The sequence below is a fragment of the Anabaena subtropica FACHB-260 genome (assembly GCF_014697105.1).
Lineage (GTDB): Bacteria > Cyanobacteriota > Cyanobacteriia > Cyanobacteriales > Nostocaceae > Trichormus > Trichormus subtropicus.
This window is the reverse complement of the sequence record NZ_JACJRF010000046.1, coordinates 1-26,150: the sequence shown is the minus strand read 5'-3', so window position 1 is coordinate 26,150 and position 26,150 is coordinate 1. Positions and strand designations below refer to the sequence as shown.

22 protein-coding genes and 1 pseudogene are annotated in these 26,150 nt (G+C 40.1%); 12 read left to right on the top strand and 11 right to left on the bottom strand.

Annotated elements, in window-relative coordinates:
* Positions 1–234 precede the first annotated feature (234 nt).
* Entirely contained in the window at positions 235–1,191 is a 957-nt protein-coding gene (locus tag H6G18_RS20350) for an RNA polymerase sigma factor, RpoD/SigA family (RefSeq protein ID WP_190408918.1), read from the top strand.
* 242 nt (positions 1,192–1,433) lie between these two features.
* Entirely contained in the window at positions 1,434–1,778 is a 345-nt protein-coding gene (locus H6G18_RS20345; protein ID WP_190408917.1) for a DUF760 domain-containing protein, read from the top strand.
* 175 nt (positions 1,779–1,953) lie between these two features.
* On the opposite strand, the gene H6G18_RS20340 is transcribed toward H6G18_RS20345, so the two are convergent.
* Positions 1,954–2,565 (bottom strand): hypothetical protein, encoded by a 612-nt coding sequence (locus tag H6G18_RS20340; protein WP_190408916.1) that lies wholly within the window; start codon positions 2,563–2,565, stop codon positions 1,954–1,956.
* Between the two features lie 332 nt (positions 2,566–2,897).
* On the opposite strand from H6G18_RS20340, the gene H6G18_RS20335 reads away from it, so the two are divergent.
* Complete coding sequence (locus H6G18_RS20335) at positions 2,898–3,560, top strand: TVP38/TMEM64 family protein (protein ID WP_190408915.1); 663 nt, start codon at positions 2,898–2,900, stop codon at positions 3,558–3,560.
* A gap of 12 nt (positions 3,561–3,572) precedes the next feature.
* Positions 3,573–4,562, top strand: coding sequence for a glycosyltransferase family 2 protein (locus H6G18_RS20330; RefSeq protein ID WP_190408914.1), 990 nt, complete (start codon positions 3,573–3,575; stop codon positions 4,560–4,562).
* A 41-nt stretch (positions 4,563–4,603) separates the two neighbouring features.
* Here H6G18_RS20330 and H6G18_RS20325 read toward each other — a convergent pair whose 3' ends face one another.
* From H6G18_RS20325 to H6G18_RS20280, 10 genes and pseudogenes are all read right to left on the bottom strand, one after another.
* Positions 4,604–5,644, bottom strand: a complete 1,041-nt coding sequence (locus H6G18_RS20325; protein ID WP_190408913.1) for a zinc-dependent alcohol dehydrogenase — start codon at positions 5,642–5,644, stop codon at positions 4,604–4,606.
* Positions 5,645–5,734: 90 nt separating this feature from the next.
* Positions 5,735–6,544: pseudogene (locus H6G18_RS20320) on the bottom strand (CHASE2 domain-containing protein); the annotation flags it as partial.
* 387 nt (positions 6,545–6,931) lie between these two features.
* The gene (locus H6G18_RS20315) at positions 6,932–7,609 is read right to left on the bottom strand and encodes a response regulator (RefSeq protein ID WP_190408912.1); all 678 of its coding nucleotides are present in this window, start codon (positions 7,607–7,609) and stop codon (positions 6,932–6,934) included.
* A gap of 109 nt (positions 7,610–7,718) precedes the next feature.
* A complete protein-coding gene (locus H6G18_RS20310; RefSeq protein WP_190408911.1) occupies positions 7,719–8,378 on the bottom strand; it encodes a hypothetical protein in 660 nt (219 codons plus the stop codon).
* A gap of 708 nt (positions 8,379–9,086) precedes the next feature.
* Positions 9,087–10,466, bottom strand: a complete 1,380-nt coding sequence (locus H6G18_RS20305; RefSeq protein WP_190408910.1) for an HlyD family efflux transporter periplasmic adaptor subunit — start codon at positions 10,464–10,466, stop codon at positions 9,087–9,089.
* 17 nt (positions 10,467–10,483) lie between these two features.
* Complete coding sequence (locus H6G18_RS20300) at positions 10,484–12,634, bottom strand: peptidase domain-containing ABC transporter (protein WP_190408909.1); 2,151 nt, start codon at positions 12,632–12,634, stop codon at positions 10,484–10,486.
* Positions 12,635–12,706: 72 nt separating this feature from the next.
* The gene (locus tag H6G18_RS20295) at positions 12,707–12,982 is read right to left on the bottom strand and encodes a hypothetical protein (protein ID WP_190408908.1); all 276 of its coding nucleotides are present in this window, start codon (positions 12,980–12,982) and stop codon (positions 12,707–12,709) included.
* A 104-nt stretch (positions 12,983–13,086) separates the two neighbouring features.
* Entirely contained in the window at positions 13,087–13,350 is a 264-nt protein-coding gene (locus H6G18_RS20290) for a hypothetical protein (RefSeq protein ID WP_190408907.1), read from the bottom strand.
* A 159-nt stretch (positions 13,351–13,509) separates the two neighbouring features.
* Entirely contained in the window at positions 13,510–13,728 is a 219-nt protein-coding gene (locus tag H6G18_RS20285; protein WP_190408906.1) for a hypothetical protein, read from the bottom strand.
* A 103-nt stretch (positions 13,729–13,831) separates the two neighbouring features.
* Positions 13,832–14,053, bottom strand: coding sequence for a hypothetical protein (locus tag H6G18_RS20280; RefSeq protein WP_190408905.1), 222 nt, complete (start codon positions 14,051–14,053; stop codon positions 13,832–13,834).
* A gap of 504 nt (positions 14,054–14,557) precedes the next feature.
* On the opposite strand from H6G18_RS20280, the gene sat reads away from it, so the two are divergent.
* The 8 genes from sat (at position 14,558) to H6G18_RS20240 (ending at position 26,054) form a co-directional block, all read left to right on the top strand.
* The gene (gene sat / locus H6G18_RS20275) at positions 14,558–15,736 is read left to right on the top strand and encodes a sulfate adenylyltransferase (protein WP_190408904.1); all 1,179 of its coding nucleotides are present in this window, start codon (positions 14,558–14,560) and stop codon (positions 15,734–15,736) included.
* Between the two features lie 230 nt (positions 15,737–15,966).
* Entirely contained in the window at positions 15,967–18,090 is a 2,124-nt protein-coding gene (locus tag H6G18_RS20270; protein WP_190408903.1) for a caspase family protein, read from the top strand.
* 561 nt (positions 18,091–18,651) lie between these two features.
* On the top strand, positions 18,652–19,941 hold the full coding sequence (locus tag H6G18_RS20265; RefSeq protein WP_190408902.1) for a DUF389 domain-containing protein: 1,290 nt from the start codon (positions 18,652–18,654) through the stop codon (positions 19,939–19,941).
* 35 nt (positions 19,942–19,976) lie between these two features.
* Complete coding sequence (locus tag H6G18_RS20260) at positions 19,977–20,786, top strand: ion transporter (protein WP_190408901.1); 810 nt, start codon at positions 19,977–19,979, stop codon at positions 20,784–20,786.
* Between the two features lie 59 nt (positions 20,787–20,845).
* Positions 20,846–21,838 carry a mechanosensitive ion channel family protein gene (locus H6G18_RS20255; protein WP_190408900.1) on the top strand — a complete coding sequence of 331 codons (993 nt, stop codon included), beginning with the start codon at positions 20,846–20,848 and terminating at the stop codon, positions 21,836–21,838.
* An 11-nt stretch (positions 21,839–21,849) separates the two neighbouring features.
* Complete coding sequence (locus H6G18_RS20250) at positions 21,850–23,199, top strand: DUF2254 domain-containing protein (protein ID WP_190408899.1); 1,350 nt, start codon at positions 21,850–21,852, stop codon at positions 23,197–23,199.
* A gap of 448 nt (positions 23,200–23,647) precedes the next feature.
* Positions 23,648–25,384: a Mu transposase C-terminal domain-containing protein gene (locus H6G18_RS20245; protein ID WP_190408933.1), complete on the top strand. Its 1,737-nt coding sequence runs from the start codon at positions 23,648–23,650 to the stop codon at positions 25,382–25,384.
* Positions 25,385–25,421: 37 nt separating this feature from the next.
* Positions 25,422–26,054 (top strand): TniB family NTP-binding protein, encoded by a 633-nt coding sequence (locus tag H6G18_RS20240; protein WP_242040420.1) that lies wholly within the window; start codon positions 25,422–25,424, stop codon positions 26,052–26,054.
* The last annotated feature ends 96 nt before the right edge of the window (positions 26,055–26,150 follow it).

The window sequence follows — 26,150 nt, the reverse complement described above, 5'->3', positions numbered from 1 at the left end:
AAAATGTTACGTTCAATACCTTTTATCTAACCAAAGAGAGTTGTGCAGAATACGGAATTACTGTAACTTCTAGCAGTTAAAGCTCTTATTTAAAGTCCCATAGCACCCGAATTATCGGATGTATAGCTTCTAAATCATCAAACAACATCCCAGGTTAACTGGGTGGCAACGGCAAAGAGCATCTATCAGTTAATGACCCTACCAACAGAACAATCATCACCAAAGAGTAGCGCCATGAAGACCGCTCCAACAGCCACAGACCTCGTGCGGACTTACCTGCGTGAGATAGGACGTGTACCACTCTTAAGCCATGAAGAAGAGATTCGTTATGGTAAGCAAGTACAGCGTTCAACAACGTTGCAAGAAGTACGAGAAGAATTGGCAACCCAGTTGGGACGTGAACCAAGCTTAGAAGAGTGGGCAAAAACGGCGAATATAAGTTCAGCAGAATTAAATGAAGCGATCGCCGATGGCGAAATTGCCAAACGCAAAATGGTAGAAGCCAACTTGCGGTTGGTAGTCTCCGTTGCCAAAAAATATATTAAACGTAACGTTGATTTATTAGACCTGATCCAAGAAGGTAGTATTGGGATGCAACGGGGTGTAGAGAAGTTTGACCCCACTAAGGGTTATAGATTTTCTACCTATGCCTATTGGTGGATTCGTCAAGCCATTACCCGCGCGATCGCCGAAAAAGCACGCACTATCCGCCTACCCATCCATATTACTGAGAAGCTGAACAAAATTAAAAAAGCCCAGCGTCAACTATCCCAAAGATTAGGACGTGCGCCGACAGCTGGGGAATTAGCTCAAGAATTAGAACTCACACCCAAACAAGTCAGAGAATATTTAGAAAAAGCCCGTCTGCCTCTATCTTTAGATTTACGATTGGGAGACAATTACGACACCGAACTAGGCGAGATGTTGGAAGATCCAGGCGCTTCTCCTGAAGATTTTGTGATGCAATCTTCCCTATCCAACGACCTAGAGGTACTGATGGAGCAATTAACACCCCAACAGAAAGAAGTAATCACCCTCCGCTTTGGTCTAACCGATGGTCAAGCTTTGACTTTAGCCAGAATTGGCGAAATACTCAATATTAGCCGCGAACGAGTCAGACAAATCGAAAGAGAAGCCCTAACCAAACTGCGTAAGTCCAAAGTCAAAATGGATGAGTATTTGGCTAGTTAGTCGATGGTTAATAGTCATTAGTCAAGGATGAGGGTTTTTACTGTGGACTATGGAATATTAACTAATTGGTGAGAAATCCCCTGGTTATGGTACGGTTACAACGACTTTGATGTGTGAATAATTTTGTTACATTATTTGACAGGAACACCAAATGGTTAAACAAGTCAAGTAGTAGATAGAAATCAGTCATATATTTAAAGTCATTATCATCACACTCAGCAGTGTTATTGCAGGAGGAAAAAGTGAGTAACCAATCTAACCGAGTCTCAGAATTTTTTAATGGTGACGCAGAAACAGCGAATCTGTTATGGCAATATGTTAAGTCATTAAGTCCAGAGACAGTTACCCAACTTTCTAAACCCACATCACCAGAAGTTTTTCAGGTGATGGAACGCAATATCATTGGATTATTGGGGAATTTACCTTCGGAACATTTTGGTGTCACCATCACCACCAACCGAGAAAATTTAGGACGATTGCTAGCTTCAGCAATGATTAGTGGTTACTTCTTGCGGAATGCTGAACAACGCATGAGCTTTGAAACAGTCTTACAAGGAAGTGAGAATAATCACAGCGAACCTGAATAATACCTTTTGGTAAGTAATCTACAAAATTCAAAACCGCTTCTGAATAGTATTAGGCAGAACTCGGCAGATATGCAACATATCTGCCGAGTTTTGTTGTTATTTAGATTGCTATTACACAGAAAACCCAAATACACCAAGTGGTTTTCAATCCTAAAATCTAAAAGCCATATCCTCGCTAACGATTTCGCAGTTCTGCTTCTAGCTTATCTAAGTCATTTTTGAGTAAAACCGTCATTTGTCCCGTGAAAGCTTTACCATCTCGTGGTTGGGCGACTTCCAGCCAGTAAGCGTAGCGATCGCCTACTCTTAATTCTCCCTTCAAAGCTTCTCTAATTGGGGTTTTAGCCATCCGTGCTGAATTAATTGCACTTTCATTGGGATATTCATACAGCACTTGGGCGCGTTTAAAATCTTGATAAATATCCAAGCCGTAAATTATTCGTAAGGATTCTTGCAGACGCTGCAATGTCATGCCATTAATAGCATCATACATAGCAATGCGTTCATTCCGAATCATACTCCGGTCTTTGATAAAACCCACCTTACCAGGGGGAAACACAGAGGCTTGAAAAGTGAATCGCTGGGCTGCTGTATCACTCTTCTGCACAAATAATTTCTCCCCAGCCCTGGGGCGTAGAGTAGGATGTGCTTTAATCCAAGTACCAACTTCTTCTGTACTTTGTCCTGGTAACGCATCAGCCGTGGAGTTAGCCACCATTCCCACCCATAGCCAGGAAACCAGAGACAAGGGCAAAATTAAAAAGTTAAGCCGAAATTTTTTGAGCATTTTCCTATTCGGGACTCATATAGAAATTTACCCATAAGGTAATGACTATAGTTTTCCCGTTTTACAGAAAAATTATTTCAAGCATCCACTCAATAATGCTGTGTATAGCCCTTGCCGATAACTACTTAGTATCCCCAAGTAGTAAAGAATAAATTGATGAATGCTGAAATGGGTGAATATCTTAACAATAAGTGTCATAGGTATTCGTCATATAAGACTTTTACCCATAATTACGTAGATTTGACGCTAGATATTAATTGGCTAAATATGTGAGGATACTAGTTGGACTCTGGTAATTGGGTATCAGGTTAAACAACTAGGAGCCTTAATTGATGCTGAATGCTAAAACCAGTTTTGCCTTACTGATGGCTGTGTGTCTGATAGCCACTGGAGTCACAGGATATTTACTAGGAGGAATTGATCCAGAGCTAATTCAATCATGGTTGAAAGCTGCGGGTATTTGGGCCCCTGTCACTTATGTAGCCATATATGTGATAGCAACCATTCTAATTTTGCCATCAACGGCGCTAAATTTAACCGGGGGAGCGATTTTTGGCGCGTGGATGGGGACATTTTGGACTAGTGTTGGCGCAATTATTGCAGCGATCGCCGCTTTTATTTTTGCCCGAACAGTAGGACGTGACATTGTTTCCCAAAAACTAGCTGGACGTTGGCAAGCTATAGATGCGGAAGTTAGACAGGGAGCCATCTTTTATATGTTTGCTATCCGGTTGATGCCAATTCTGCCCTATGGACTCGTAAATTTTGCCGCCGGTTTGACATCTATCAGCTTCAAGGATTACCTGATTGGCACAGCCTTAGGGACTGTACCCGGAATTTTGCCATTTGTTCTCTTGGGGAGTTCTGGCTTAAAAGCCATCCGCACTGGTGAAGTTTTACCATTAGTGGGTGCTTTGGCATTGATTGGAATCTTAGTTGGCGGTTCTACTTGGTATCGTCGTCGTCGCTCTTTTCCGTCTCGTAAAAAACCTTAACATAGCTCAACTATGCCACCAAAATATTCTTTTATCGTACCGATCTACAACGAAGAAGAAACAATTGAAGAAATGTATCGGCGCATTTCCCAGGTAATGGATCAAATGGATGGTTCAGTCGAGTTGTGTTTGGTAAATGACGGTAGCCGCGATCGCTCTCTGAAAATGATGAGAGAATTACATCACCAAGATTCGCGTATAGTTTACTTAAGTCTCGCTAGGAATTTTGGTCATCAAATCGCCGTCACCGCAGGATTGAATTTTGTTCGGGGACAAGTAGTTGTCATTCTTGATGCTGATTTACAAGATCCACCAGAGTTAATCATGGAAATGGTGGAACAATGGCGACAAGGATATCATATAGTTTATGCCCAAAGAATTAAACGCCGTCAAGAAGGTTGGTTTAAACGCTTCACCGCTTATGCTTTTTATCGGATCTTGAAACAACTTGCGGATGTGGATATTCCTACAGACACAGGGGATTTTTGTCTATTAGATCGCCAAGTTGTCGATGTACTAAATGCCATGCCAGAACGCAATCGTTACATTCGCGGTTTACGTTCTTGGGTTGGTTTTAAGCAAACAGCAGTGAGGTTTGAGCGTGATCCGCGTTTTGCTGGTGATGTCAAATATACATTCCGCAAGTCTTTCGCATTGGCGATTAACGGTATAGTTTCTTTCTCGAAAGTGCCATTGAGGCTTTCAACTTATTTAGGATTGTTGGCTGCAATAGTTTCTCTGTTCATGTGTCTGCTAGTTTTATATTGGCGAATTTTTACCCCCAGTTCTCCACTAACTGGCATAGCCATTATTCTCATAGCCATCTTCTTTTTGGGGGCAGTGCAACTTGTAAGTATTGGTATTTTAGGTGAGTATATCGGGCGGATTTATGAAGAGGTTAAACAAAGACCACTTTATACATTATCGGAAGTTAGCGGTTTTGAGCAGCAATATCCTGATGTTCAGCAACGATTAGATATTTCTTCCAGCTCATCAAATTAGAAGCAATCTACTACATTCAGAAATTTGGCGCGAATAAATCATCAAGAACTACAGTCCTGACTACAAACCATTGCCACTTTAATTACTTTCCGCGCTTTCATGTCATCAAATACTTGTTTTAATTCTGTTAATGGACGCTGTTGACTAATCAGTAATTCAAAAGGTATTTGACGACTAGCTATCAGATCCAGAGCCGCTCGTACATATTCAGGGGTGTTGTGAAATACACCTTTGAGGGTGAGTTCGCTGTAGTGTAATTGTTCTGTATTAACTGTAATTTTTGTATCTCTGGGACAGCCGCCGAATAGGTTAACAGTTGCACCAGGACGAGCGCAGGCGATCGCTGTTTCCCAAACACTGGGTACTCCCGTTGCTTCAATCACCACATCTGCACCCCAGCCTTGGGTAAGTTCTTTCACCACCCCTGGAATATCTGGATTTTGATGATAGTTAAAGGTCTTCGCTGCGCCCAATTTCTGCCCAATTTCTAGCCTTTGGTCGTTACCACCCCACAACAACACCTCAACGGTATCAGCCAAAGTAGCCACAAACATTAACCCAATAGCCCCGTCTCCCAAGACAACTACCCGATCTCTAGGTTTGATTTGAGAACGGGCTACCCCATGTAGGACACAAGCCAAGGGTTCGGTCATGGCTGCCAATTCTAAGGGCAGATCATCAGGAACCCGCAATAAATTATGCTGGACTATGGGTGCAGGAATTTTGAGATATTCGGCAAATGTGCCATTATTCCATGTCAAATTGGGGCAGAGGGAATATTCTTGATGTTGACAAAAGAAGCATTCCATGCAGGGTGCAGAGTTATTAGCAACCACGCGATCGCCTATTTGCCAACCTACCACACCTGCACCCAGTGCAACAATTTCCCCGGCTGCTTCATGACCAAATAAAGTAGGTGGTTTCAACATCTTTGCATGACCACCACGCCGCCAGACTTTTAAATCTGTACCACAAGTTGTAGCTGCGCCTACTTTAATCACAACTTCCCCAAAATCTGGAGAGGGATCGGCAACTTGTTCTAAGCGTAAATCTTCTTGACCATAAAGCAAGGCTGCTAACACAGCTTTTAACCCATAAAATTTAGCTCTACACAATTTTATCAGGTAGAGATGAAAAACAATTCGCAATTTGCCATGAAAAGTGCTGTCAACCTAATTGTTGGCTACGCGCCAAGATAATTTGCAAATAGTTCCTTGGGGAAAAACGGGCGATCGCTCAAATTTACCTTGGAGTTGTTGTGCTAAATTAATAGATTGTTGGGTTCCCCGTCCCTTTTTATATAGATTTGCTCCTGAGCCGTTATCTATAATTTTTAAAGTGTACCAACCTTGTATTAATGAGCAAGTAACTTGGAGTTTGCTTACTCCCGTGGCGTGCTTACCTACATTGCATAAAGCTTCTTCTAAAAATCTACAAATTCCTCGTTTTTGTTCAATACTTAAGTGTCGTTCGTCTATAGGATCAAAACTACGAATGGCAACTTTAACAGTTTTAAAACAAGGAAAATCTCTCTCTAAAGTGTAGCTGTAAACCTGATAGAGAACTTCATGCAGTGGGTCTTGTAAATTTAATACTAAATTATTTCCCAAATAAAGCTTAATGTCTTGACTTGGGTACTCTTGTTGTAAAAATTCATAAATACCTCTAAGTTCATAATTTAATTTTTCTAGCTCTTTTTCAATTTGGGGTAGTAACTCTTGGGTATTTATGTCCTGAGATTTGACTAATTTTAACACTTTAGCTAAACTTTGTAGTGGTCCATTATGAATTGTTTCAAAAGTACTTTCAATAATAGATTGGCGAGTTCCCATTCCTAACTTCAAAGCTTGGTCATATTGATATAAAGCCATGATTTGCATACAATTGATAATCAAAATTAACATTGCTGGTATGACGGGAATCCACCAACCCCATATTAAGAGTACATAGCTGATAATCAATAAACTCACAATGGCTAGACCAAAAAGTCTGGGTTGATAAGTTTGAGATTTTCCATCATTTATAAGCTGCTTAAGTCTATTCTCTTTATGAATATCCACCCGAATAATTTTTGGATCTGTACATTTCTTAGTTCGCCAATGGAATAATTTATCAAAAACCAGCAATTTTAAAGACTGGCTTACACTAATAATTCGTGTAAAAATTCTTAGCCAAATTAATGCAATTTCTGGTAATATACTTACACGCCAGATGGAAACTTCTGCTTTGATTATGCTGAAAAGTCCAGGTTGCATAGGCTTTTCTCCTAGTCTTTTGATATTAGCAAGTGGTAGGGATTATTTAATCATGAAAACACAAACTAGTTACCATTGATCAATAACTCATAGTCATTTAATGTTAATTACAAATCAATCAATCAACCCTGCTTGTCTAGCCCGTTTCTCAGTTTGAATGCGGATATTTTTTCCATCATCAGGGTAAACATCTAAAGCATCTTGTAATTTACTCCAATAATGGCGCACCATGCGCTCTGAAATACACATTTTTTCAGCGATTGCCTTATCTTGTAATCCTTCTTCAAAAGCAAGAATTAGTACTTTTAACCACTCTGGTTTAATCTCTAATCCAGAATGGATTCCTTTAATGTCTTTTGTATGAGTTAATCCCTGCAATGCCCAATCGACTCTAGTCAACATTTCTTGAGTAGAAAGGCTTTTATCTGCAACTGTAAATCCTCCTTTATGAGTGTCAATATCAGGTCTAATTCTCACTAAAGTTCTAATATGAGCGCTCTGCACAATGATATTCAAACTGGAATAGTTTTTCATCAGTGTTCTGAGAAGTTTCACACCTGTATCTGGACGTGCTACGATTCCTGATTTTTCAGGAATAGAAAGATCCATAACTAGGAGGTTTGGCTGTAAATTTGTCAATTGATGATAAGCATTTTCAGCATTAATAGCAGTAACAAATTCAGATGTTGGGTAATGTCTTCGTAGTATCTCGACAGTTCCACTCAGAACTGATTCATGGTCATCAATTACTAAGAAGTTAAGTAATGCTTTTTCAGGTGTAGTTTGTTCCATAATTCACACCACATCAATTAGATAAACAACTTGTTACTTTTCGTCTGAAGTTAATTGTTTGCTACATAACTATTTATTCAAGTTTATCCTAATAGAATAATGTCGAATTCTACCAAGAGAAAGACCAGGAAATTGTAAAATCATGAGCATGATAAAAACATTTGCCTGATGTTAATAGTCGGCAAGTCTGGCAAAGGTAATCTAATTCTGTCAAGCCAGAAGTTACAAAAAATGATGATGTTTGAGAGTAAGTAATTTTTACAGTTAATATCCCTGTATTATCTTTTAATTTTAAGCTTAAATACAATGAAGTAGGTATGGATATTTCTGACAAACTTATTGTCAAAAACTCTTCTAATAAAGTTAAAATTATTAAACCTCTCTCACCTGGTTCATATCGCCAATAAATTGGCATATCTATATGAAAATATATGTGGGGATTAGATGCCAACCAAGATTCTAATAAAGACTCAATTGCTAAAGGAAAACTATCTTGAAGTGATTCGGGAAATAAGCGATCGCTTAATTTTACTAAAGAATGATGAAAGTTTTCAATTCTTTTTAAAGAGTCTTGGGCTTTGTCATTTGGTAAGTTTATATTATCTAAAAATAACAAATCTAAGTTACGCCGCATTGTGAAAGTTTCCTGTAACAGACCATCCCGAATTTGTTCAGCTTCCAATAATAGCTTGGCTGACTGCCTATAAGACCACCATTGTAATGCTTTTTGAACTCGATGGTAGGATGTCATAAAAGGAATTATGGTCATAACTCAGACACTTAAAAGTATAATTTGTTTACTCAGGTTTATAAATACAAAACTGATGTGTTAGCTGTTTTTATATAATAGGAGAAAAATATTAAGTAATTCACGATATATTTATGACAAATCAAGTGTCTAAAATTTACATTTTTTTATCAAAAAATGTCATTGTAGTTTTTATGGATAATATTTTAATTAGTGAATGTAATTTTTATCTTTTTTACCCTATATATTAATTAGAGAATTTATTTCTTTTGGTATATTCGCAAATATACAAAGTAAATTAACCGTCGATTTATGCTGACAAAATAAGATGTTTCAGGGAAAAATATATTTTTCCCTGAAACAATACTTAGTTGGAGGTATTCTTTTTTTAATGTTTATTATCAACATTTATCTGCGTACATGGGTGGTAAATTTTATTTAAGGGAACACCAAAAAATAAATTATTCCAAATTGACGGTTAGTAGGGTGCGTCAGTATGAATAACTTCTTGTTACAGCTAAGTTTTCTCGCACTGACGCACCCAACCTAGTTGGATATTTTTTTATCTGGAAGTCCCTAAATCTATTGCATCATTTTATTTTTGCCACGCCGTTACACCTGTCAGATAAAGCTTCTCTCTGGTTGCAGTACAGATTCATAGGAAAAAAAGGCTAAAGTGGTGTACTCCATCCAAATAAAAAGTGTTGTATTCACTGCATACTTCCCTACTCATAAATCAGTGATGAGTCTCGCTTTTCGTAGTATAAATTGCAGTGCTGTCTCTTCCTTAGAAATGATATTTGCTTCTGCTTCCATACCTGATGTGATGTGACATTGACGATCGCCATTGCCAAATTCCATCTTTTCGGGTTGGATGGTTGCTTCAAAATAGTTAGCTGCGTTTTGGTTTTGGGGTGTAATCGCATCGGGAGAAATAGCACTAACCACACCTGGGAGAGTCCCGTAATCGGGATAGGGACAAGCGTTAACTCGTAATTGGACTTTTTGCCCTATCTCCACTTTTTTAATGTCTGCGGTGGAAACCATAGCTTTAATTGATAGAGGAGTATTCTGTGGTACAATCTCTGCGATCGCTTCGCTGATGCGTACCACTTGACCAGAGTTTCGCAAATTCAGCTTCAAGATAATTCCATCGCTGGTAGCGCGAATCATACCACTTTGCAATTGCTTTTCTACTTGTTGTAATTCTTTTTGATATTGGTTGAGTTGGGACAACATTTCCACTCGGCGCTGAATTAAAGCTTGTTTCTCTTTATTTAATATGGCGGTGTTAGATGCACCCCTAGCACGTTCCTGGGCAACTCGTGCTTGAGCGATCGCCACCGTTGCCATGCTAGGATTAACTACAGCTTGGGCTGCTTGCAATTGGGCTTGAGCAATTTCCACAGACCTTTTTTCGCTTTCCAATGCTGATTGAGTCTGTTCTACAACAAGTTTTTTCTGTTCATACTCCCGTCTACCAATAGCCCCAATTTCTGTTAACTGCTGATAGCGATCGCGGTCTACTTGAGCAAAATTTAAATCAGCCTTGGCTTTGCGTAAATTGGCTGTGGCTTTTTGCAAACTTGCCTGAGCAGCCAAAAATTCGCTTTGTGTGGTAATTTGTTTATCTTGATAATCTCGTTGGTTTCGTGCTAAATCTGCCTGAGCCGAAGCAATTGTTCTTTCTATCAGGTTAGTTTCAGCTTGTATTTGACTATCTAAAGTGTTGATTTGAGCATCAATTTGGATGAGTTGCAATCTACTTTGTTGAATATTACCTTCCAGTTGACTCTTTTTGATTTGCAATTGATCTGTATCCAGAGAAGCGATCGCATCACCTCGTTTGACAAGTTGATTTTCTGTCACAAAAATATTTTGAATAGTCCCCTCCATTTCTGGTTGGACTAACCGTACATCACCTGTAGGACGGAAAGCCGCAGGTGCTTTGACAGTGACATTGTATTTCACCCAAGAAGATAGGGTGATCGCTGAACCAACAGACGCTACCAGAAATAACCCTAATAAAGATGTCCAAATACCAACTGGTGGTAAAGCATCATCATCTTGAAGTGGTGGGATATATTTTTTATTTTGAATGTACAGCATATTTTATCAAGTGATATTTAAGGAATTAAAAAATCTAAATGCTCTCCAGTTTGGGTACGTAAATCTTGTAATGAACCTTGAAGTTTTAACCTACCTTGCTCTAGTAAAACAATCCAATCAGCCCGACTAATAACTTTCGGACGGTGACTAATTAAAATTGTGGTTTTACCTTGGCGATGCTGCAATAATTGCTCTAAAACTTGCGCTTCACTGACTGGATCAAGACCACCAGTAGATTCATCTAAAATTAAAATTGGTGGCTCTGTAATTATTGCTCGTGCTATGGCTAATCTTTGCCTTTGTCCACCAGAAATATTTGCACCAAATTCTCCTAACACCGTTTGATATTTATCTGGTAATTTACTAATAAATTCATCAGCTTGAGCAATTTGACAAGCCCTAACTATTTGTTCAAAAGTAGAGTATGGCGCACCTAAACGGAAGTTTTCGACAATCGAACGACTCCAAAAGTGAGCATCTTGAGGAACCAATACTACTTGTTGACGGAGACAATCAAGAGATAAGTCTTCTAGGTTATATAAACCGATGCGAATATTACCAGATTGTAAGGTATATAACCCAGCTATTAGTTTAGCTAAAGTACTTTTACCACAACCAGATTTACCAATAACAGCAGTGACTTTACCACCAGGGATTTTTAAAGTAAAGTCTTCTAGTAAATCAATCCGACCAGCATAATGGAAATTGACATTTGTACAGATAATATCAGCATTGCCGGAAATTTTAGCAAAAGGCTTTTTACCATCACCTTCATTTTCTGGTGTAGCGTCTATAACTTCTGTCAAACGTTGCACAGATGTTTTTGCACGGGTAAATTCTTCAACAAAACTGATTCCAGTACTAATTAAACCGAGGAAGTTAGCATTCATTGAATTAAATGCTAATAGTTGACCAATGCTCAAATTCTCCACCGGATTAATTACTAAATTTCCACCATACCAGAGTAAGAACACACTACCTATTGCAGAAACAAATCCAGAAAAACTATTATTGATAATGCCAATTTGCATGGTACGGAATGCTAAATTAGCTAATTGACCAAATCGACTATGAAATTCATCTAAAAATTGTGAACTTGATGTGGTAGTTTTAACAGTTAAAGCCCCTTTAAAAGTTTCTACTAAAACACCTTGAGTTTCTGCTTCTTGGACTAGAAGTTCACGGGTTTTATTTCGCAAAGTCGGCTGAAAGACAATTGTAGATGTTGTCATCATGACCGCTAAGAACATAGCAACTATAGTTAATTTCCAGCTATAGAAAGCCATGATACCGAAAGAGATTAATGCAATGAAAAAACGACTAGGTAAACTAATAACAACTTGAGCAACTAATTGATTAATTTGATTAATATCTTGTAGACGGCTAACGATTTCTCCACTGCGACGCGCTTCATAATAACTTAGAGGTAATTGCAGAATTTGTCGCCCAAAATCCATGACTAAACCTAATTGCAAGCGTTGAGCAAAGTGAGCAATTAAGTTAGATTGTACCCAACCAAGACTACTAGAAATAATATTCATCACTACGACAGCGATCGCCATAGTTGTCAGTAGTCTTGTATCACCACGAACTAGCACATCATCCGTGAGAATTTGCAGTAAAAAAGGGGAAGCTAATGATAAAACTCCCAGAAGCAAATTGAGTGGTAAAGCTTGAGCTAAAATTGAGCGAAAATTCCAGACACGCTTGAAGAAACGCCAAAAACTAGGAACACGATCTGCTTCACCTTGGGAAAATAATTCTGGATCTGGCTCAAGTAAAAGCATTAACCAATCTTTCCAGCCTTCACTTAAATCTTGTGGTGACAAATAACGAACACCTACGGCTGGATCAGCTATTACATAATTTTTACCTTTTTTACCATAAAAAACCACCCAATGATTACCTTTCCAATGAATAATAGCTGGTAAAGGCGCTTCATTTATCCTGTTTAAAAGTTCCGGCGAAGTTTTCACAGAGTGAGCTTTAAAACCGAGGGATTGCGCTCCTCTTTGTAGTCCTAATAAAGTTGTGCCAAATTGTCCTGTACCGACAACTTCACGAATGCGACTGAGAGTTAAATTGCGTCCATAATATTTGGCGATCGCCGCAATACAAGCAGCACCACAATCTTCTTGAGTGTGCTGTAAAACGTGAATGTATTTCATAAAGCAAAATGCTTATTTTTTAGATTAAAAACTTGAAAATCTTGCTCTTGATTCGTGATTTATTCCATCAAACTAAAATCCAAAATTGGTTGATCGTCTTGAACTTCTTCTAGTTATACCACTACCTATACTGCTATCATTATCACTTAATGTATCATCATAAAAAATGAATGATTGTGTCCAAGCAAAATGAATCTCTTCTGAAGTAAGTCCAGGGTTGCCAAATAACACAGCAGCACCCAAAATGTATAAGTAAGTATCTAAGTCAAAACTAACTCTTCTCCCTCCACTGACGACAGCAGATTCTTGAGAAGATAGTTCTGTAAAAAGTGGGTTTTGTTCTTTCATCGCTTCCTCTTAAGGATAGGTTTAACGATCAGATATTTGACAAACCTGGAGCATTAATTAAACAATGATGTTTTTCAGTAATTAGTTATTTAATTTTCAACTAATTACTTTGAATTGTTGTTCTGCATAGCTACCTCTGGCATAGGTAAAGCTAATTGCAAGGGATTAATAGTGTTATTATTATTGCCATTAGCATTTTCAGAGCCAGACATAGTAATTGAATTACCACGGCCGTCTACGTTCAGAATTTGACCTCCTTGATTTCTATTTGTAGGATCTAAAACAAACATTGGCGTACTAGTACCGCCGTTAACAGCGCAAGACTCTTCAGCACTCAGTGTTTTAAAAAAAAGGCTATTTTCCTTCATTAGTCTCTCTCCTTGAAAAAAGTAATAGCTCAATTCATTTCTACTTAGGGTATTAATCTAAATACTGGAACTATTAAAAATGTTCCAGTATTTAGTAAATTCATACTTAATGAATTAACCCTGAAGTATTATTGATATAACTTGGAAAAACTACACGATTTAGCCGTTGTTATTGTTATCGCCAATAGAGATTGCGCTTTCAAAAGCAAACTGAAGTTCATCAGTAGTTAGCCCAGGCGCTCCGAAAACTGTACCAGCACCTACAATGAACAAATATGCGTTGAGGTCAAAATTAACAGTAGTTTGACCACCGCTAACAGTAGCAGATTCTTCAATAGCAACTTCTGTGAACAGGTTATTTTGTGCAATAGCTAGCATGAAACTTGTCTCCGTTGATAAGATAGGTTTGAACTATTGATTAAACTAGCCTGAAAAGCCAGGAATATTTCCTGAGCTTTTCAAGGCAATTATTGCGGAAAATCTACAGACCTACGTTGTTGTTATCGCCAATAGAAACGGCAGTTTCAAAAGCAAACTGAAGTTCATCAGCAGCTAATCCAGGTGCGCCGAAAACTGTACCAGCACCTACAATGAACAAATATGCGTTGAGGTCAAAGTTAACATCAGTTTGACCACCGCTAACAGTAGCAGATTCTTCAATAGCAACTTCTGTGAACAGGTTATTTTGTACAATAGCTAGCATGAAACTTGTCTCCATTGATAAAATAGTTTTGCACTCGGTAAGCTCCTAGTTGATTGCCTCTTATTGGCTGTTCAACTCCTTGCTTGCTTACTACAATATCGAGTGGTCAATAGTTAATTCATTCGCAATTTGTGTAAATTTGCTTGCCTGACTTGGGAGACGCAAATACTCAATTAAGTCAGTGATTTTTCTGAAAAATACAATTTGAATTCACGTCTTACTCTAAATTGAGAGAATCACATCTCTACATGAAATTAATTATCTATTTGTGAATTATTTTTCTTTTACAATCACCATACTGCTAGCAAAATCACACCCACGGAGAGATGAGATTTTTTCCTGTATGAGTACATGATGATGAGAAAATCAAAGTTTTCCATAGGTTATTCTGACAAGCATCATCTTTCACTTGCCAAAATCTCTTTCTTTGTGTAACAGCATTTTGATAAGTTAGTGAGTACATAGTTTGCAACAATTGTAGTTATCGCTAAGAGGGGATTGAATTTGAGTCAGCATCCAGATGCCATTGCCGCACACGGTGGACAGTTGGTTAATCGCATAGCCACACCAGAACAAAAAGCAGAGTTTCTTTCCAAATCTGATTTCTTGCCCCGCGTGCAACTTGATGAACGAGCCGTTTCTGATTTAGAAATGATTGCAATCGGTGGTTTTAGCCCACTGACAGGGTTTATGAACCAGGAAGACTACGATCGCGTGGTTGCAGAAATGCGCTTGGCTAACGGTCTTGTATGGTCAATACCAATTACACTCTCAGTCAGCGAAGAAGTGGCTTCTCCTTTACAGGAAGGTAGCTTAATTCGTCTGGATAACCCCAAAGGCGAATACATCGGGGTTTTGCAACTCACGCAAAAATATAGCTACGATAAAACCCGTGAAGCCATCAATGTCTATCGCACAGATGAAGCCAAACATCCAGGGGTGCAAGTAGTATATAACCAAGGCGCTGTAAATCTGGCTGGTGATATCTGGCTACTAGAACGCAATTCTCATCCTCTATTCCCCGATTATCAAATTGACCCAGCTGCTTCACGGCAGATGTTTAGAGAGCAGGGTTGGAAAACCATCGTCGGCTTTCAAACCCGCAATCCTATTCACCGCGCCCACGAATACATTCAAAAGTGTGCCTTAGAAACGGTGGATGGTTTATTTTTACATCCCTTGGTAGGCGCAACTAAAGAAGATGATATTCCCGCCGATGTGCGGATGCGCTGTTATGAAATTTTGCTAGAACACTACTATCCTGAAGACAGGGTGATTTTGGCAATTAATCCCGCCGCTATGCGTTACGCAGGCCCCCGCGAAGCAATTTTCCATGCTTTAGTTCGCAAAAACTACGGCTGCACCCACTTTATCGTCGGCAGAGATCATGCCGGGGTGGGTGACTACTACGGAACTTATGATGCTCAATATATCTTTGATGAATTTGAGCCTGGTGAGTTAGGCATTGTACCCATGAAATTTGAACACGCCTTTTACTGCACCCGCACTAAACAAATGGCGACAACCAAAACCAGTCCCAGCAAACCAGAAGAAAGAGTCCACCTATCTGGAACTAAAGTCAGAGAAATGCTGCGTCGCGGTGAGTTACCCCCACCAGAATTTTCCCGTCCCGAAGTAGCAGCAGAATTAGCGCGGGCAATGCGAGTACAGGTCTTAGCTTAGGAGAGTGGGGAGACATTCTTGACTCCCCCTACTCCCAGTACGGTTGGTTAAGGCAGGCAGGGGAAGCAGGGGAAGCAGGGGAAGCAGGGGAAGCAGGGGGAGAAATTTTAATCCCTCTATTCAGCAACATCTATCTTCCTACCCCAACAGGATTATCGGCAAAGTATGTTTACACTCCAGTCCTCAGCCCTATAAGCTGTTAGCTGACGACCTGAGGACTGATTGTTTTTATGAAACGTCGGACTTTTGTACAACGGATTGGCTCAATACTGGCAGTGTTGGGTTTAACTGAAGCTGAGTGGTTGACTATGGGCGATCGCTACTATCAAGCTTTAGCACAACCCACACCGCGAAAGTTAGCATTATTAATCGGCATCAATCAATACCGGAACAGTTCTTCACTTAATGGTTGTCTCACCGATGTCGAATTGCAAAAAGAACTGTTAGTGCATCGGTTTGGCTTTCAAGCTGCCGATATTTTGACGTTAACTGAGGAACAAGCAAGCAGAGAATTTATTGAAGCAGCTTTTTTAGATCACCTCCTCAAACAAGCCAAACCAGGGGATGTGGTGGTTTTTCACTTTAGCGGCTACGGTACTCAGTTAGCTGTAGAATCAAATACACTGCAAAACGCTTTAGTGACAACGGATGAAAATCAAGAACCACAAAATTCTCAAATAGCTAATTATTTATTAGAAGATACTTTATTGCAATTATTGCGATCGCTCCCTACAGATCATGTCACAGCAGTATTGGATACTAGTTACTCTGTTCCCAACACAACCCAGCCTACTAGTTTGCGAGTCCGCGCCCGTCAGGAATCTACAAAAACTCAACTAGTACAAGCTGAAATCGATTTTCTCAAACAAATCAAAACCCAAAATCCTGAACTCAGTCCTACTGTAGTCCTATCTGCTACTTCAGACCCGCAACAGGCTGCTAGGGAAGTGCTGATGTCTGGGTTTAGTGCAGGTTTATTGACCTATGCTTTAACACAACAACTTTGGGAGTCAACCCCAGCAACAACAATTCAAGTTAGCCTCTCCCATATAGAAAGTTCCATACACCAATTGGGAAGTAACCAGCAGCCAGGGTTATTGAGTAAAAAGAAGAATCAACAGGAAGTAGTTACTGTTGAGAATTTACTGCCAAACAGCCGTACTGGTGCAGAGGGAGCGATACTGGCTACAGAAGAAGACGGTAAAACAGCGCAAATCTGGTTAGGGGGACTACCTGCTCAAGTTTTGCCATATTACAGTGTTAATTCTAGATTTACTCTAGCAACAGGAGCGCAATTAGTATTGCGATCGCTTGCAGGATTAACAGCAAAAGCCCAAATTTCTCAAGTTGGAGATCCGACTCCTATCCAAGTTGGACAACTGATTCAAGAAACTATGCGGGTATTACCCCGAAGTATTAATTTGATACTAGCCTTAGATACTAAACTAGAAAGAATTGAGCGAGTAGACGCGACAAGTGCTTTTGCGGGAGTTGGTCACATTTCCACTGTAGTAGCCGGAGAACAACCAGCCGATTACTTGTTTGGTAAACTAACCCAAATACCCAGTCGCTACGGTCTTTTTACCTTGGGTGGTGAGCTAATTCCCAACACAGATGGGGGAGTTGGGGAAGCTGTAAAAGTAGCAGCACAGAGATTATCAGGAAAATTATCAACGCTCCTAGCAGCAAAGTTATGGCGACTTACAGAAAATCAAGGCTCTTCCCGCTTACCCATCAAGGTAAATTTAGAGATTGTCAATAGTATCTCGTCACGGGTAGTGATGCAGCAGCAAACATCACGGACTCTCCGCAGTGAAACTGTCACGAAAAAAGCACTCAGTAGTCACATTGTCCCTATTGGTAGCCGGATACAATACCGCGTGCAGAATTTAGGCGATCGCCCTGTATATTTTATGCTCTTGGGATTAAAAAATAATAGAACTGCGATCGCTTTCTATCCTTGGCAAACTTCTCAAGAACCGAACAATCCAGATAATCAACCCCAACTCAGACAAATAGTTATTCCCGCCAATGAGACTGTCACCTTACCACAAGCGAAACCTGCATCAGGATGGGTGATTTCAGGCCCAAGCTACGAATGCGAACACCAGTTGATTTTCAGCACCACACCTTTTAGCATTACCTTAAAAGCATTGGAAACTGCCAAATACTCCACAGGTGACCAACAACCGATAGCTACATTGGTAAATCCCCTAGAAATTGGGCAAGCACTACTGCAAGATTTGCACAATGGGAGTGCAATCACATCTGAAATAACTACCACAGCTACCGATTCTTATGTCTTAGACGTCAATAACTGGGCAAGTCTCAACTTTAGTTTTCAAGTAGTTTAAACACAGAGATAATGGCTGGAAAACGTGGAAAAGTAAGATATTAAGAAATTTTGAGATGAAATTGAAATTATCAAATATTTCTCAAGCCGAAAATTATTTACTGATACCGATTGATTTCTAATGATTCCATTGTTATTAGTCAATAGTGGATTTTTGGTGGATTCGGGTTTTTAAAAAGTAAATTAATACCACCGAATGAAATCATCTTATTTCTTTAGACGTAATTCATACATAATCAAAAGCTAAGTCTATTAATGGTGAATTAATTATGATAAAAATGCAATAATTACAAGCATACGCATCCATAATTGCTCGAATTATAAATCCTTTTTCATTCCAGATATCATGTTTAAAAATTAGGAATATAGCTAATTTCTTCAGAAAAATTCACCCAGCTAGGGTTAATTTAAGCCGAGGAAATAACTCAATATATCCTTTGAGCATAATCTGCTTGATCTACGCATTGCTAACGAGGAGCGAATGTTCTGTTTCAGAAAATATCTCTTTGGATAGTAGAGTTATTACCTGAAAAAGCAAGATGGTTAGCGGCAGGAGGTGAAAATGCGTCAACTTATTATCCAAGTGCCAAGAAGCGACGGAAAAGCAGTGATTGACATTGCCAAATCCCATAACGGCTCAAATTTGGCACGATTTGAAGGGAATGCAGACGAACCGATTGATATAGTGATGGTTCACGTTTCTAATCGAGAAGTAGGGAAAGTTATAGAGGAATTGCAAGACTTACCCAAAGTACATATCACGCTGATACCAACTGGTGTGATAGCTCTACAACCACCTGCATCGGAAGCACCACAACAGGTTGTGGATGTGGAGGAACGTAGTCCGATTGAGATTTTGCTTTCCGGGCTACAAAGCGTTGGCTCATGGCAAGGCTTTCTTGGTTATGCAGCACTTGCGGGCTTTGTAGTCTGGATTGGCTTGTACACTAATACAAGTTACTTGCTGGTAGCGGCGATGCTGATTGCGCCATTTGCAGGCCCAGCCATGAATACAGCCATTGCTACTGCTTGGGGCGATCGCTCACTCTTAGGGCGGAGTATTTTACGATATTTTGCCGCTTTAGCAGTCACAATTTTTACTACTTGGTTACTGAGTCTGATACTCAGGCAAGAAATTCCAACAAGTTTAATGTTAGACAATAGCCAAGTTTCAGCCGTGGCAGTAATTTTACCACTTGCAGCCGGAGCAGCAGGCGCACTCAATTTGGTACAGTCAGAGCGCAGTAGTTTAGTATCTGGTGCAGCAACAGGAATGTTAGTTGCCGCTTCCCTAGCCCCACCTGCGGGAATTGTCGGTATGGCCAGTGCGGTTGGCAGGTGGGATATGGTAATTTCTGCGGTGTTTTTGCTGTTTTTGCAACTATGCGGCATCAATTTATCAGCAACCCTCTTGTTTCGTATGTTCGGGCTGTCTGCTCAAGGAACTCGCTATCAGCGTGGTAAAAAACGGGTATTCTTTTCTGCCTTAGTGATCACTGTCATAGCATTAGCAGCTTTACTCACATGGCAGTTTATTAATTCTCCTAATCTCCAACGTTCCAGCCTAGCCCAACGTGCTAACGCCCAAGTCCAAAAAACTGTAGAACAAGTTGGGTTAGCAAAATTAGTCGAGTCGAATGTACGCTTCACACGAGCCAATATTGCAGGTCAAGATACCTTACTATCTGTTGTTTATGTGCAGCGTCAACCGCAAGCTACAGCATCTAGTGAAGAAATTCGCGATCGCCTCACCCAAGCTATTCAAACTCAATTATTAAAGCAAGATTTTAATGTCACACCTTTAGTTGATGTCAACGTGCTAGAAACTCCTCTAAGAAATACGGAACTTTAGGGGTGTAGGGGTTTAAGAGAAAAAACTAATGACTAATGACTATGCTTTCAGAAAAACAAGCCCTAGAAAAAGAACGCAGCGAAGTTTTGCAACAGTTGGAGGATTGGCTAGAAACGCCGATGCTGGTGTTGGGTTTTGTGTGGCTAGCACTATTCATTATTGAGATTATCTGGGGGTTAAATTCTTTACTGCAAGCCGTTAGCATTACTATCTGGATTATTTTTATATTAGATTTTTTACTGAAACTAGCGATCGCTCCTCATAGACCTTCCTATATCAAAAGCAACTGGCTAACAGTTATTTCTCTCTTTTTGCCTGCACTGCGGACTTTTCGGATTATCCGAGTTATCAAAATATTACGAACAGCACGGGCTGTAAGAGGACTACAACTATTGCGAGTCATGACCCGTGCTAACCGAGGAATGAGGGTTTTAACAGCAAGTGTGAGCCGTCGCGGGTTTGGTTATGTTGTGGCGTTAACCATGATTGTTACTTTATTAGGAGCAGCAGGGATGTATGCGTTTGAGAATGAAGTGCCTGTGGAATCTGGACTGCACAACTACGGCACTGCTTTATGGTGGACAGCAATGCTCATCACCACAATGGGTTCTGATTATTGGCCAAAAACCCCTGAAGGTCGGGTGCTGTGTTTTTTCTTGGCGTTGTATGCCTTTGCTGTGTTTGGTTATGTAACTGCTACTCTGGCGACATTCTTTATTGATCGAGATGCTGATGATGATGAAGCCGAATTAGCTGGAGCAAAATCTATCCAACTACTTCAGAGTGAAATCGTAGCCTTACGGGAGGAAATTCAACAATTATTGCATCAGAATTCACAGCAATGAGAATCATAAAAAGTGTTGACCAAATAAGTCTAAAATCCCAAATTGAGTGAGGAAAGTTCATGAATGCAGAAATATCCACAGCGTGGGACAAGGTTCAAAGCATGATTAACGGTTTCATCGCTTTGCTACCCAATATTGTCTTAGCGTTGATTGTCTTTATATTCTTTTTGTTTATTGCTAGCAGAATTAAGGCACTAGTCAAGCGATTAACTCGCCATCGTCGTTATGCTCGAAATCTAGGATTAGTATTAGGAAGGTTAGCGCAAGGTGTAACAATTTTGATTGGGTTATTTATCGCCCTTTCCATTGTGATTCCTACATTTAGAGCCGGTGATTTGGTGCAACTGTTAGGAATTAGTGGTGTTGCCATTGGTTTTGCCTTCCGCGATATTCTGCAAAACTTCCTCGCTGGGATTTTAATTCTGCTAACTGAACCTTTTCAAATTGATGACCAAATTGTATTTAAAGGTTTTGAGGGGACTGTAGAGAATATTGAGACACGGGCAACGACAATTAGAACTTATGATGGTCGGCGGATTGTTATTCCTAACTCGGAATTGTTTACTAATTCTGTAACTGTTAACACGGCTTTTGATAACCGCCGACTAGAGTACGATGTCGGTATTGGCTATGGCGATGATATTGACCAAGCCAAGCAGTTAATGTTAGATGCTGTGCATAGCATAGATGAAGTTTTAAAAGATCCTGCGCCTGATGTACTGGCGATGGAACTTGCTGGAAGTACGGTCAACATTCGTGTGCGCTGGTGGATAAAACCACCACGCAGGGCAGATGATTTATCTTCACGGGACAAGGTAATCTCTGCAATTAAGAAAACGCTTGTTGCTAACGGCATTGATTTACCCTTCCCAACACAACAAATTTTATTTCACGACCAAACTGAAGAGACAGATGGAAACCGCTCCCGTCAGCGTGAAGGTTGGCCAGCCGGGAAAAGCGAAGTACCAAAGCCTCGCCGTGTCAGTGATTCGCTCAGGTTACTTGCTCAAGCGCGCGCCTCACAAGATGGTAACGGCAAAGTAGATTCTTAAACCACCAAACGATGAAAAACGTCAAGATTAGCAAACTGTGGGATCAGCTCCACTCTAGTTATTGGTTCATACCAGCAGTTATGGCGGTATTAGCTACTGCTTTAGCTTTCACAATGCTGAATCTTGACCGTACAGACAAGGTAGAAATTGATTATTGGTGGGTTTATACTGGTGGAGCTGATGGAGCGCGATCGCTCCTAGAAGCTGTAGCAGGTTCAATGGTAAGTGTTGCTGCTACAGCCTTTTCAATTACCATCGTCGCACTGCAATTGGCTGCTGCCAATTTTGGCCCCCGACTTCTGCGTAATTTTATGCAGGATACGGGAAATCAAGTTGTACTTGGCACATTCCTTGGTACTTTCATCTACTGCTTATTTGTACTGCGCACCATTCGAGGTGAAGGAGATGGATACAGCCAATTTGTGCCACAACTGGCGGTGACAGTCGGCATTTTACTGGCAATTATTAGCATTGGTATTTTGATTTATTTTATTCATCACGCTTCCACAATCATTCAAGCGTCTCATGTAATTCAAAATGTGAGTGCAGATTTACATTCAGCAATTAAACGACTATTTCCCGAAAAAATAGGGCGTGGTGAACCAGAGGACAGCCTTGGAGTTGCAGAAATTCCTCCGCCTTTTAGTGAAGAAGCTGTACCGATTCGAGCCAATAGCACTGGTTATTTACAAGCAATTGATAATGAAGAATTAATGAAAATTGCTTGTCATTATAATTTACTCATACATTTACAAATTCGTCCAGGAAAATTTGTAGTTCAAGGTAGTGATTTAGTCTTGATTTTCCCTGGTCACAAACCGCATTCAAAACTGACTAAAAAAATTAATAATGCCTTCATTATCGATAAAGAACGTACAGAACAACAGGATGTAGAATTTCCCATCAATCAGTTAGTAGAAATTGCCTTACGTGCTATTTCTCCTGGGGTGAATGATCCATTCACTGCAATTCGCTGTATTGATCAATTAGGTGCAGGGTTCTGTCATCTTGTGCAAAGAAAGTTTCCTTCACCTTATCGCTACGATCATAATCAGCTACGCGTCATTGCTGAAGGTGTAAAGTTTACTGGATTAATGGATACAGCTTTTAACCAAATTCGCCAGTATGGACGTTCTGATGTTGCAGTAATTATGCGTTTGTTAGAAGCTATTGCTTTAATTGCAACTTATACTAAAAATTCCCACTATCAAGCAGTCCTACGGCATCATGCTGACATGATTTTACAAGATAGTCATGAGGGACTCTCACAAGAACAAGACCGCAAAGATGTAGCAGAAAGATATCACCGAGTTATTCAAAATTTAGAAAATGATAGCGATATTAAAAATTGGAAAGATTAATGGAAACCACAGGTATTGAATTGATAACTGGGGTAGCAATATATTATCATTAACATAGCCCTTAAATGTAAATAAGGTGGATATAAGTAATATTAAACACTTGTATCCGATGGTAGATAAACTTCTTTGTCTTATCGAGAAAGACCCTAAGAAAGCCGCAAGTTGTACATTAACTAATTATTTGTCTAATTAACAAAATCTTGTCACAAAATAGGTAAATAGCTAAAAGCCTTTCCTAACAAAGGTTATGGCAGGTTTTTGATTAGCTCAATTCTCATAACTTTATTTTGGCTGTATTCACAAATTAAATGTCCAATTCCTGAAATTTCACAATTTAACTGTCACTTCACAGAAACAAGAAAATTCTTGAATTTTAGAAAAATTAACAGATTAAATGTCACTGTGTAGGTACAATATACATATATGTTTCAATGAAACAATTATGTTTATGCAGGACGCTGATTTTTCTGACATACCTGCAACCAAGACAAGCATTACAGACTCAAGCAGCAGTATCACCGAAGCAAATGTAATTGTCTCGGAACTTACGGATGAGGCAAAGTTAAAAATGGAGGTGATTCAAAGTCTTCTGGAAGCAGGCGATCGCAAAACATATGCTCAAAAGCTCCAACAAGCAGCAGTAAAGCTGGGTAAATCTGTGCGAACGGTACGGCGACTAATTGATAAATGGGAGCAAGAAGGGTTAGCGGGACTAACTCAACCTCAACGTGCAGACAAAGGAAAACACCGAGTTAACGAAAATTGGCAAGAATTTATCTTAAAAACCTACAAAGAAGGCAATAAAGGTAGTAAAAGAATGACTCGCCAGCAGGTGGCTGTAAGAGTCCGAGCAAGGGCTGATGAACTCGGTGTCAAGCCTCCGTCTCACATGACGGTATACCGCATTTTGCAACCATTAATTGAGAAGCAAGAGAAAGCTAAAAGCGTTCGCAGTCCCGGTTGGCGGGGGTCACGCCTAGCAATGAAAACCCGTGATGGAAAAGATTTATCTGTAGATTACAGTAACCATGTTTGGCAGTGTGACCATACCCGTGTAGATGCTTTATTGGTAGACCAGCATGGCAAAATTCTAGGTCGTCCCTGGTTGACAACAGTTGTAGATAGTTACTCCCGTTGCATTATAGGTATTAATTTGGGCTATGACGCACCTAGTTCTCAGGTAGTAGCTTTGGCGTTGCGTCATGCCATTTTGCCCAAACAGTATGGTTCAGAATATGGACTCCATCAAGAATGGGGTACTTATGGTTTGCCGGAACATTTTTATACAGATGGTGGTAAAGATTTTCGTTCTAATCACTTGCAACAAATTGCAGTACAACTAGGTTTTGTTTGTCATTTACGCGTTAGCGAAGCGGCTCCGAAGGAGCTTCGCCCCAGTGAAGGGGGTATTGTCGAGCGTCCTTTTAAGACCTTTAACACCGAATTATTCTCTAATTTACCAGGATACACTGGGTCGAATGTGCAAGAGCGACCAGAAGAAGCAGAAAAAGAAGCTTGTCTTACCTTAAGACAGCTAGAGCAGCAGTTAGTACGTTATATCGTCAATCACTATAACCAGCGAATTGATGCACGTATGGGCGAGCAAACTCGATTTCAACGCTGGGAATCTGGGTTGATTGCAGTTCCAGATGCCATATCAGAGCGAGACTTGGATATCTGCCTCATGAAACAAACACGACGGCAGATTCAAAGAGGAGGCTACCTGCAATTTGAAAACATCATGTATCGAGGTGAACTTTTAGCAGGATACGCAGGGGAAAGTATTATTTTACGATTCGACCCTAGAGATATCACAACTATATTGGTTTACCGCCAACAAGGAAATCGGGAGGAGTTTGTTGCTAGGGCATTTGCTCAAGATTTGGAGACAGAGCAATTGTCTTTAGATGAAGCCAAAGCCAGTAGTCGTAAGATTCGAGAGGCTGGTAAGACAATTAGCAATCGCTCAATTTTGGCAGAATTCAGGGAGCGTGAAACTTTTGTCAACCAAAAGCCAACCAAGAAGGAACGTCAAAAAGCCGAACAGATGGAACTTAAAAAAGCTAAACAACCATCGCTTGTTGAAGTAGAACAGCTAGAAATAGCATCTCCCCAATCTCAGGAAGAATTGGAGATGCCAGAGGTATTTGATTACGAACAAATGCGCGAAGACTACGGATTTTAAAAAATGACTTTAAAACAAGCCCTACGGATTTTAAAAAATGACTTTAAAACAAGCCCAAGCAGTCGCTCAAGAATTGGGCGATATTGCCCTCACTGATGACAAATTACAAGCAGAAATTCAAAGATTGAATCGTAAAAGTTTTGTTCCACTCGAACAAGTCAAAATTCTCCATGACTGGCTGGAGGGAAAACGTCAAGCACGTCAGTCTGGACGGGTTGTGGGAGAGTCAAGAACTGGTAAAACAATGGGTTGTGATGCCTACAGACTCAGACATAAACCCAAGCAAGAACCAGGACAACCGCCAACTGTGCCTGTTGCTTATATTCAAATTCCTCAAGAGTGTGGTGCTAAGGAATTGTTTGGCGTGATTCTGGAGCATTTGAAGTATCAGGTGACAAAAGGAACAGTTGCAGAGATTCGCGATCGCACGTTTCGGGTTCTCAAGGGTTGCGGGGTAGAGATGCTGATTGTTGATGAGGCTGACCGTTTGAAGCCGAAAACGTTTGCAGAGGTGCGCGATATTTTTGACAAGTTAGAAATTGCCGTGATTTTGGTGGGAACAGACCGCCTGGATGCTGTAATTAAGCGAGATGAGCAGGTTTATAACCGTTTTCGGGCTTGTCATCGCTTTGGCAAGATGTCAGGCGAAGATTTTAAGCGGCGTTGCTGAATCACAATATGAATTATGCGATCGCCATATTCTCAGGGGGGCAAAGCCTCGGCATTGGAATACAACGATGTTTAAGATAATAAACTAACAATCTAA

Bases quoted from the DNA above. Each gene is read 5' to 3' on its own strand.
- H6G18_RS20350 (WP_190408918.1), top strand. From the start codon at position 235: ATGAAGACCGCTCCAACAGCCACAGACCTCGTGCGGACTTACCTGCGT.
- H6G18_RS20340 (WP_190408916.1), bottom strand. From the start codon at position 2,565: ATGCTCAAAAAATTTCGGCTTAACTTTTTAATTTTGCCCTTGTCTCTG.
- H6G18_RS20335 (WP_190408915.1), top strand. From the start codon at position 2,898: ATGCTGAATGCTAAAACCAGTTTTGCCTTACTGATGGCTGTGTGTCTG.
- H6G18_RS20330 (WP_190408914.1), top strand. From the start codon at position 3,573: ATGCCACCAAAATATTCTTTTATCGTACCGATCTACAACGAAGAAGAA.
- H6G18_RS20315 (WP_190408912.1), bottom strand. From the start codon at position 7,609: ATGGAACAAACTACACCTGAAAAAGCATTACTTAACTTCTTAGTAATT.
- H6G18_RS20310 (WP_190408911.1), bottom strand. From the start codon at position 8,378: ATGACCATAATTCCTTTTATGACATCCTACCATCGAGTTCAAAAAGCA.
- H6G18_RS20305 (WP_190408910.1), bottom strand. From the start codon at position 10,466: ATGCTGTACATTCAAAATAAAAAATATATCCCACCACTTCAAGATGAT.
- H6G18_RS20300 (WP_190408909.1), bottom strand. From the start codon at position 12,634: ATGAAATACATTCACGTTTTACAGCACACTCAAGAAGATTGTGGTGCT.
- H6G18_RS20295 (WP_190408908.1), bottom strand. From the start codon at position 12,982: ATGAAAGAACAAAACCCACTTTTTACAGAACTATCTTCTCAAGAATCT.
- H6G18_RS20290 (WP_190408907.1), bottom strand. From the start codon at position 13,350: ATGAAGGAAAATAGCCTTTTTTTTAAAACACTGAGTGCTGAAGAGTCT.
- H6G18_RS20285 (WP_190408906.1), bottom strand. From the start codon at position 13,728: ATGCTAGCTATTGCACAAAATAACCTGTTCACAGAAGTTGCTATTGAA.
- H6G18_RS20280 (WP_190408905.1), bottom strand. From the start codon at position 14,053: ATGCTAGCTATTGTACAAAATAACCTGTTCACAGAAGTTGCTATTGAA.
- H6G18_RS20270 (WP_190408903.1), top strand. From the start codon at position 15,967: ATGAAACGTCGGACTTTTGTACAACGGATTGGCTCAATACTGGCAGTG.
- H6G18_RS20265 (WP_190408902.1), top strand. From the start codon at position 18,652: ATGCGTCAACTTATTATCCAAGTGCCAAGAAGCGACGGAAAAGCAGTG.
- H6G18_RS20260 (WP_190408901.1), top strand. From the start codon at position 19,977: ATGACTATGCTTTCAGAAAAACAAGCCCTAGAAAAAGAACGCAGCGAA.
- H6G18_RS20255 (WP_190408900.1), top strand. From the start codon at position 20,846: ATGAATGCAGAAATATCCACAGCGTGGGACAAGGTTCAAAGCATGATT.
- H6G18_RS20250 (WP_190408899.1), top strand. From the start codon at position 21,850: ATGAAAAACGTCAAGATTAGCAAACTGTGGGATCAGCTCCACTCTAGT.
- H6G18_RS20245 (WP_190408933.1), top strand. From the start codon at position 23,648: ATGCAGGACGCTGATTTTTCTGACATACCTGCAACCAAGACAAGCATT.
- H6G18_RS20240 (WP_242040420.1), top strand. From the start codon at position 25,422: ATGACTTTAAAACAAGCCCAAGCAGTCGCTCAAGAATTGGGCGATATT.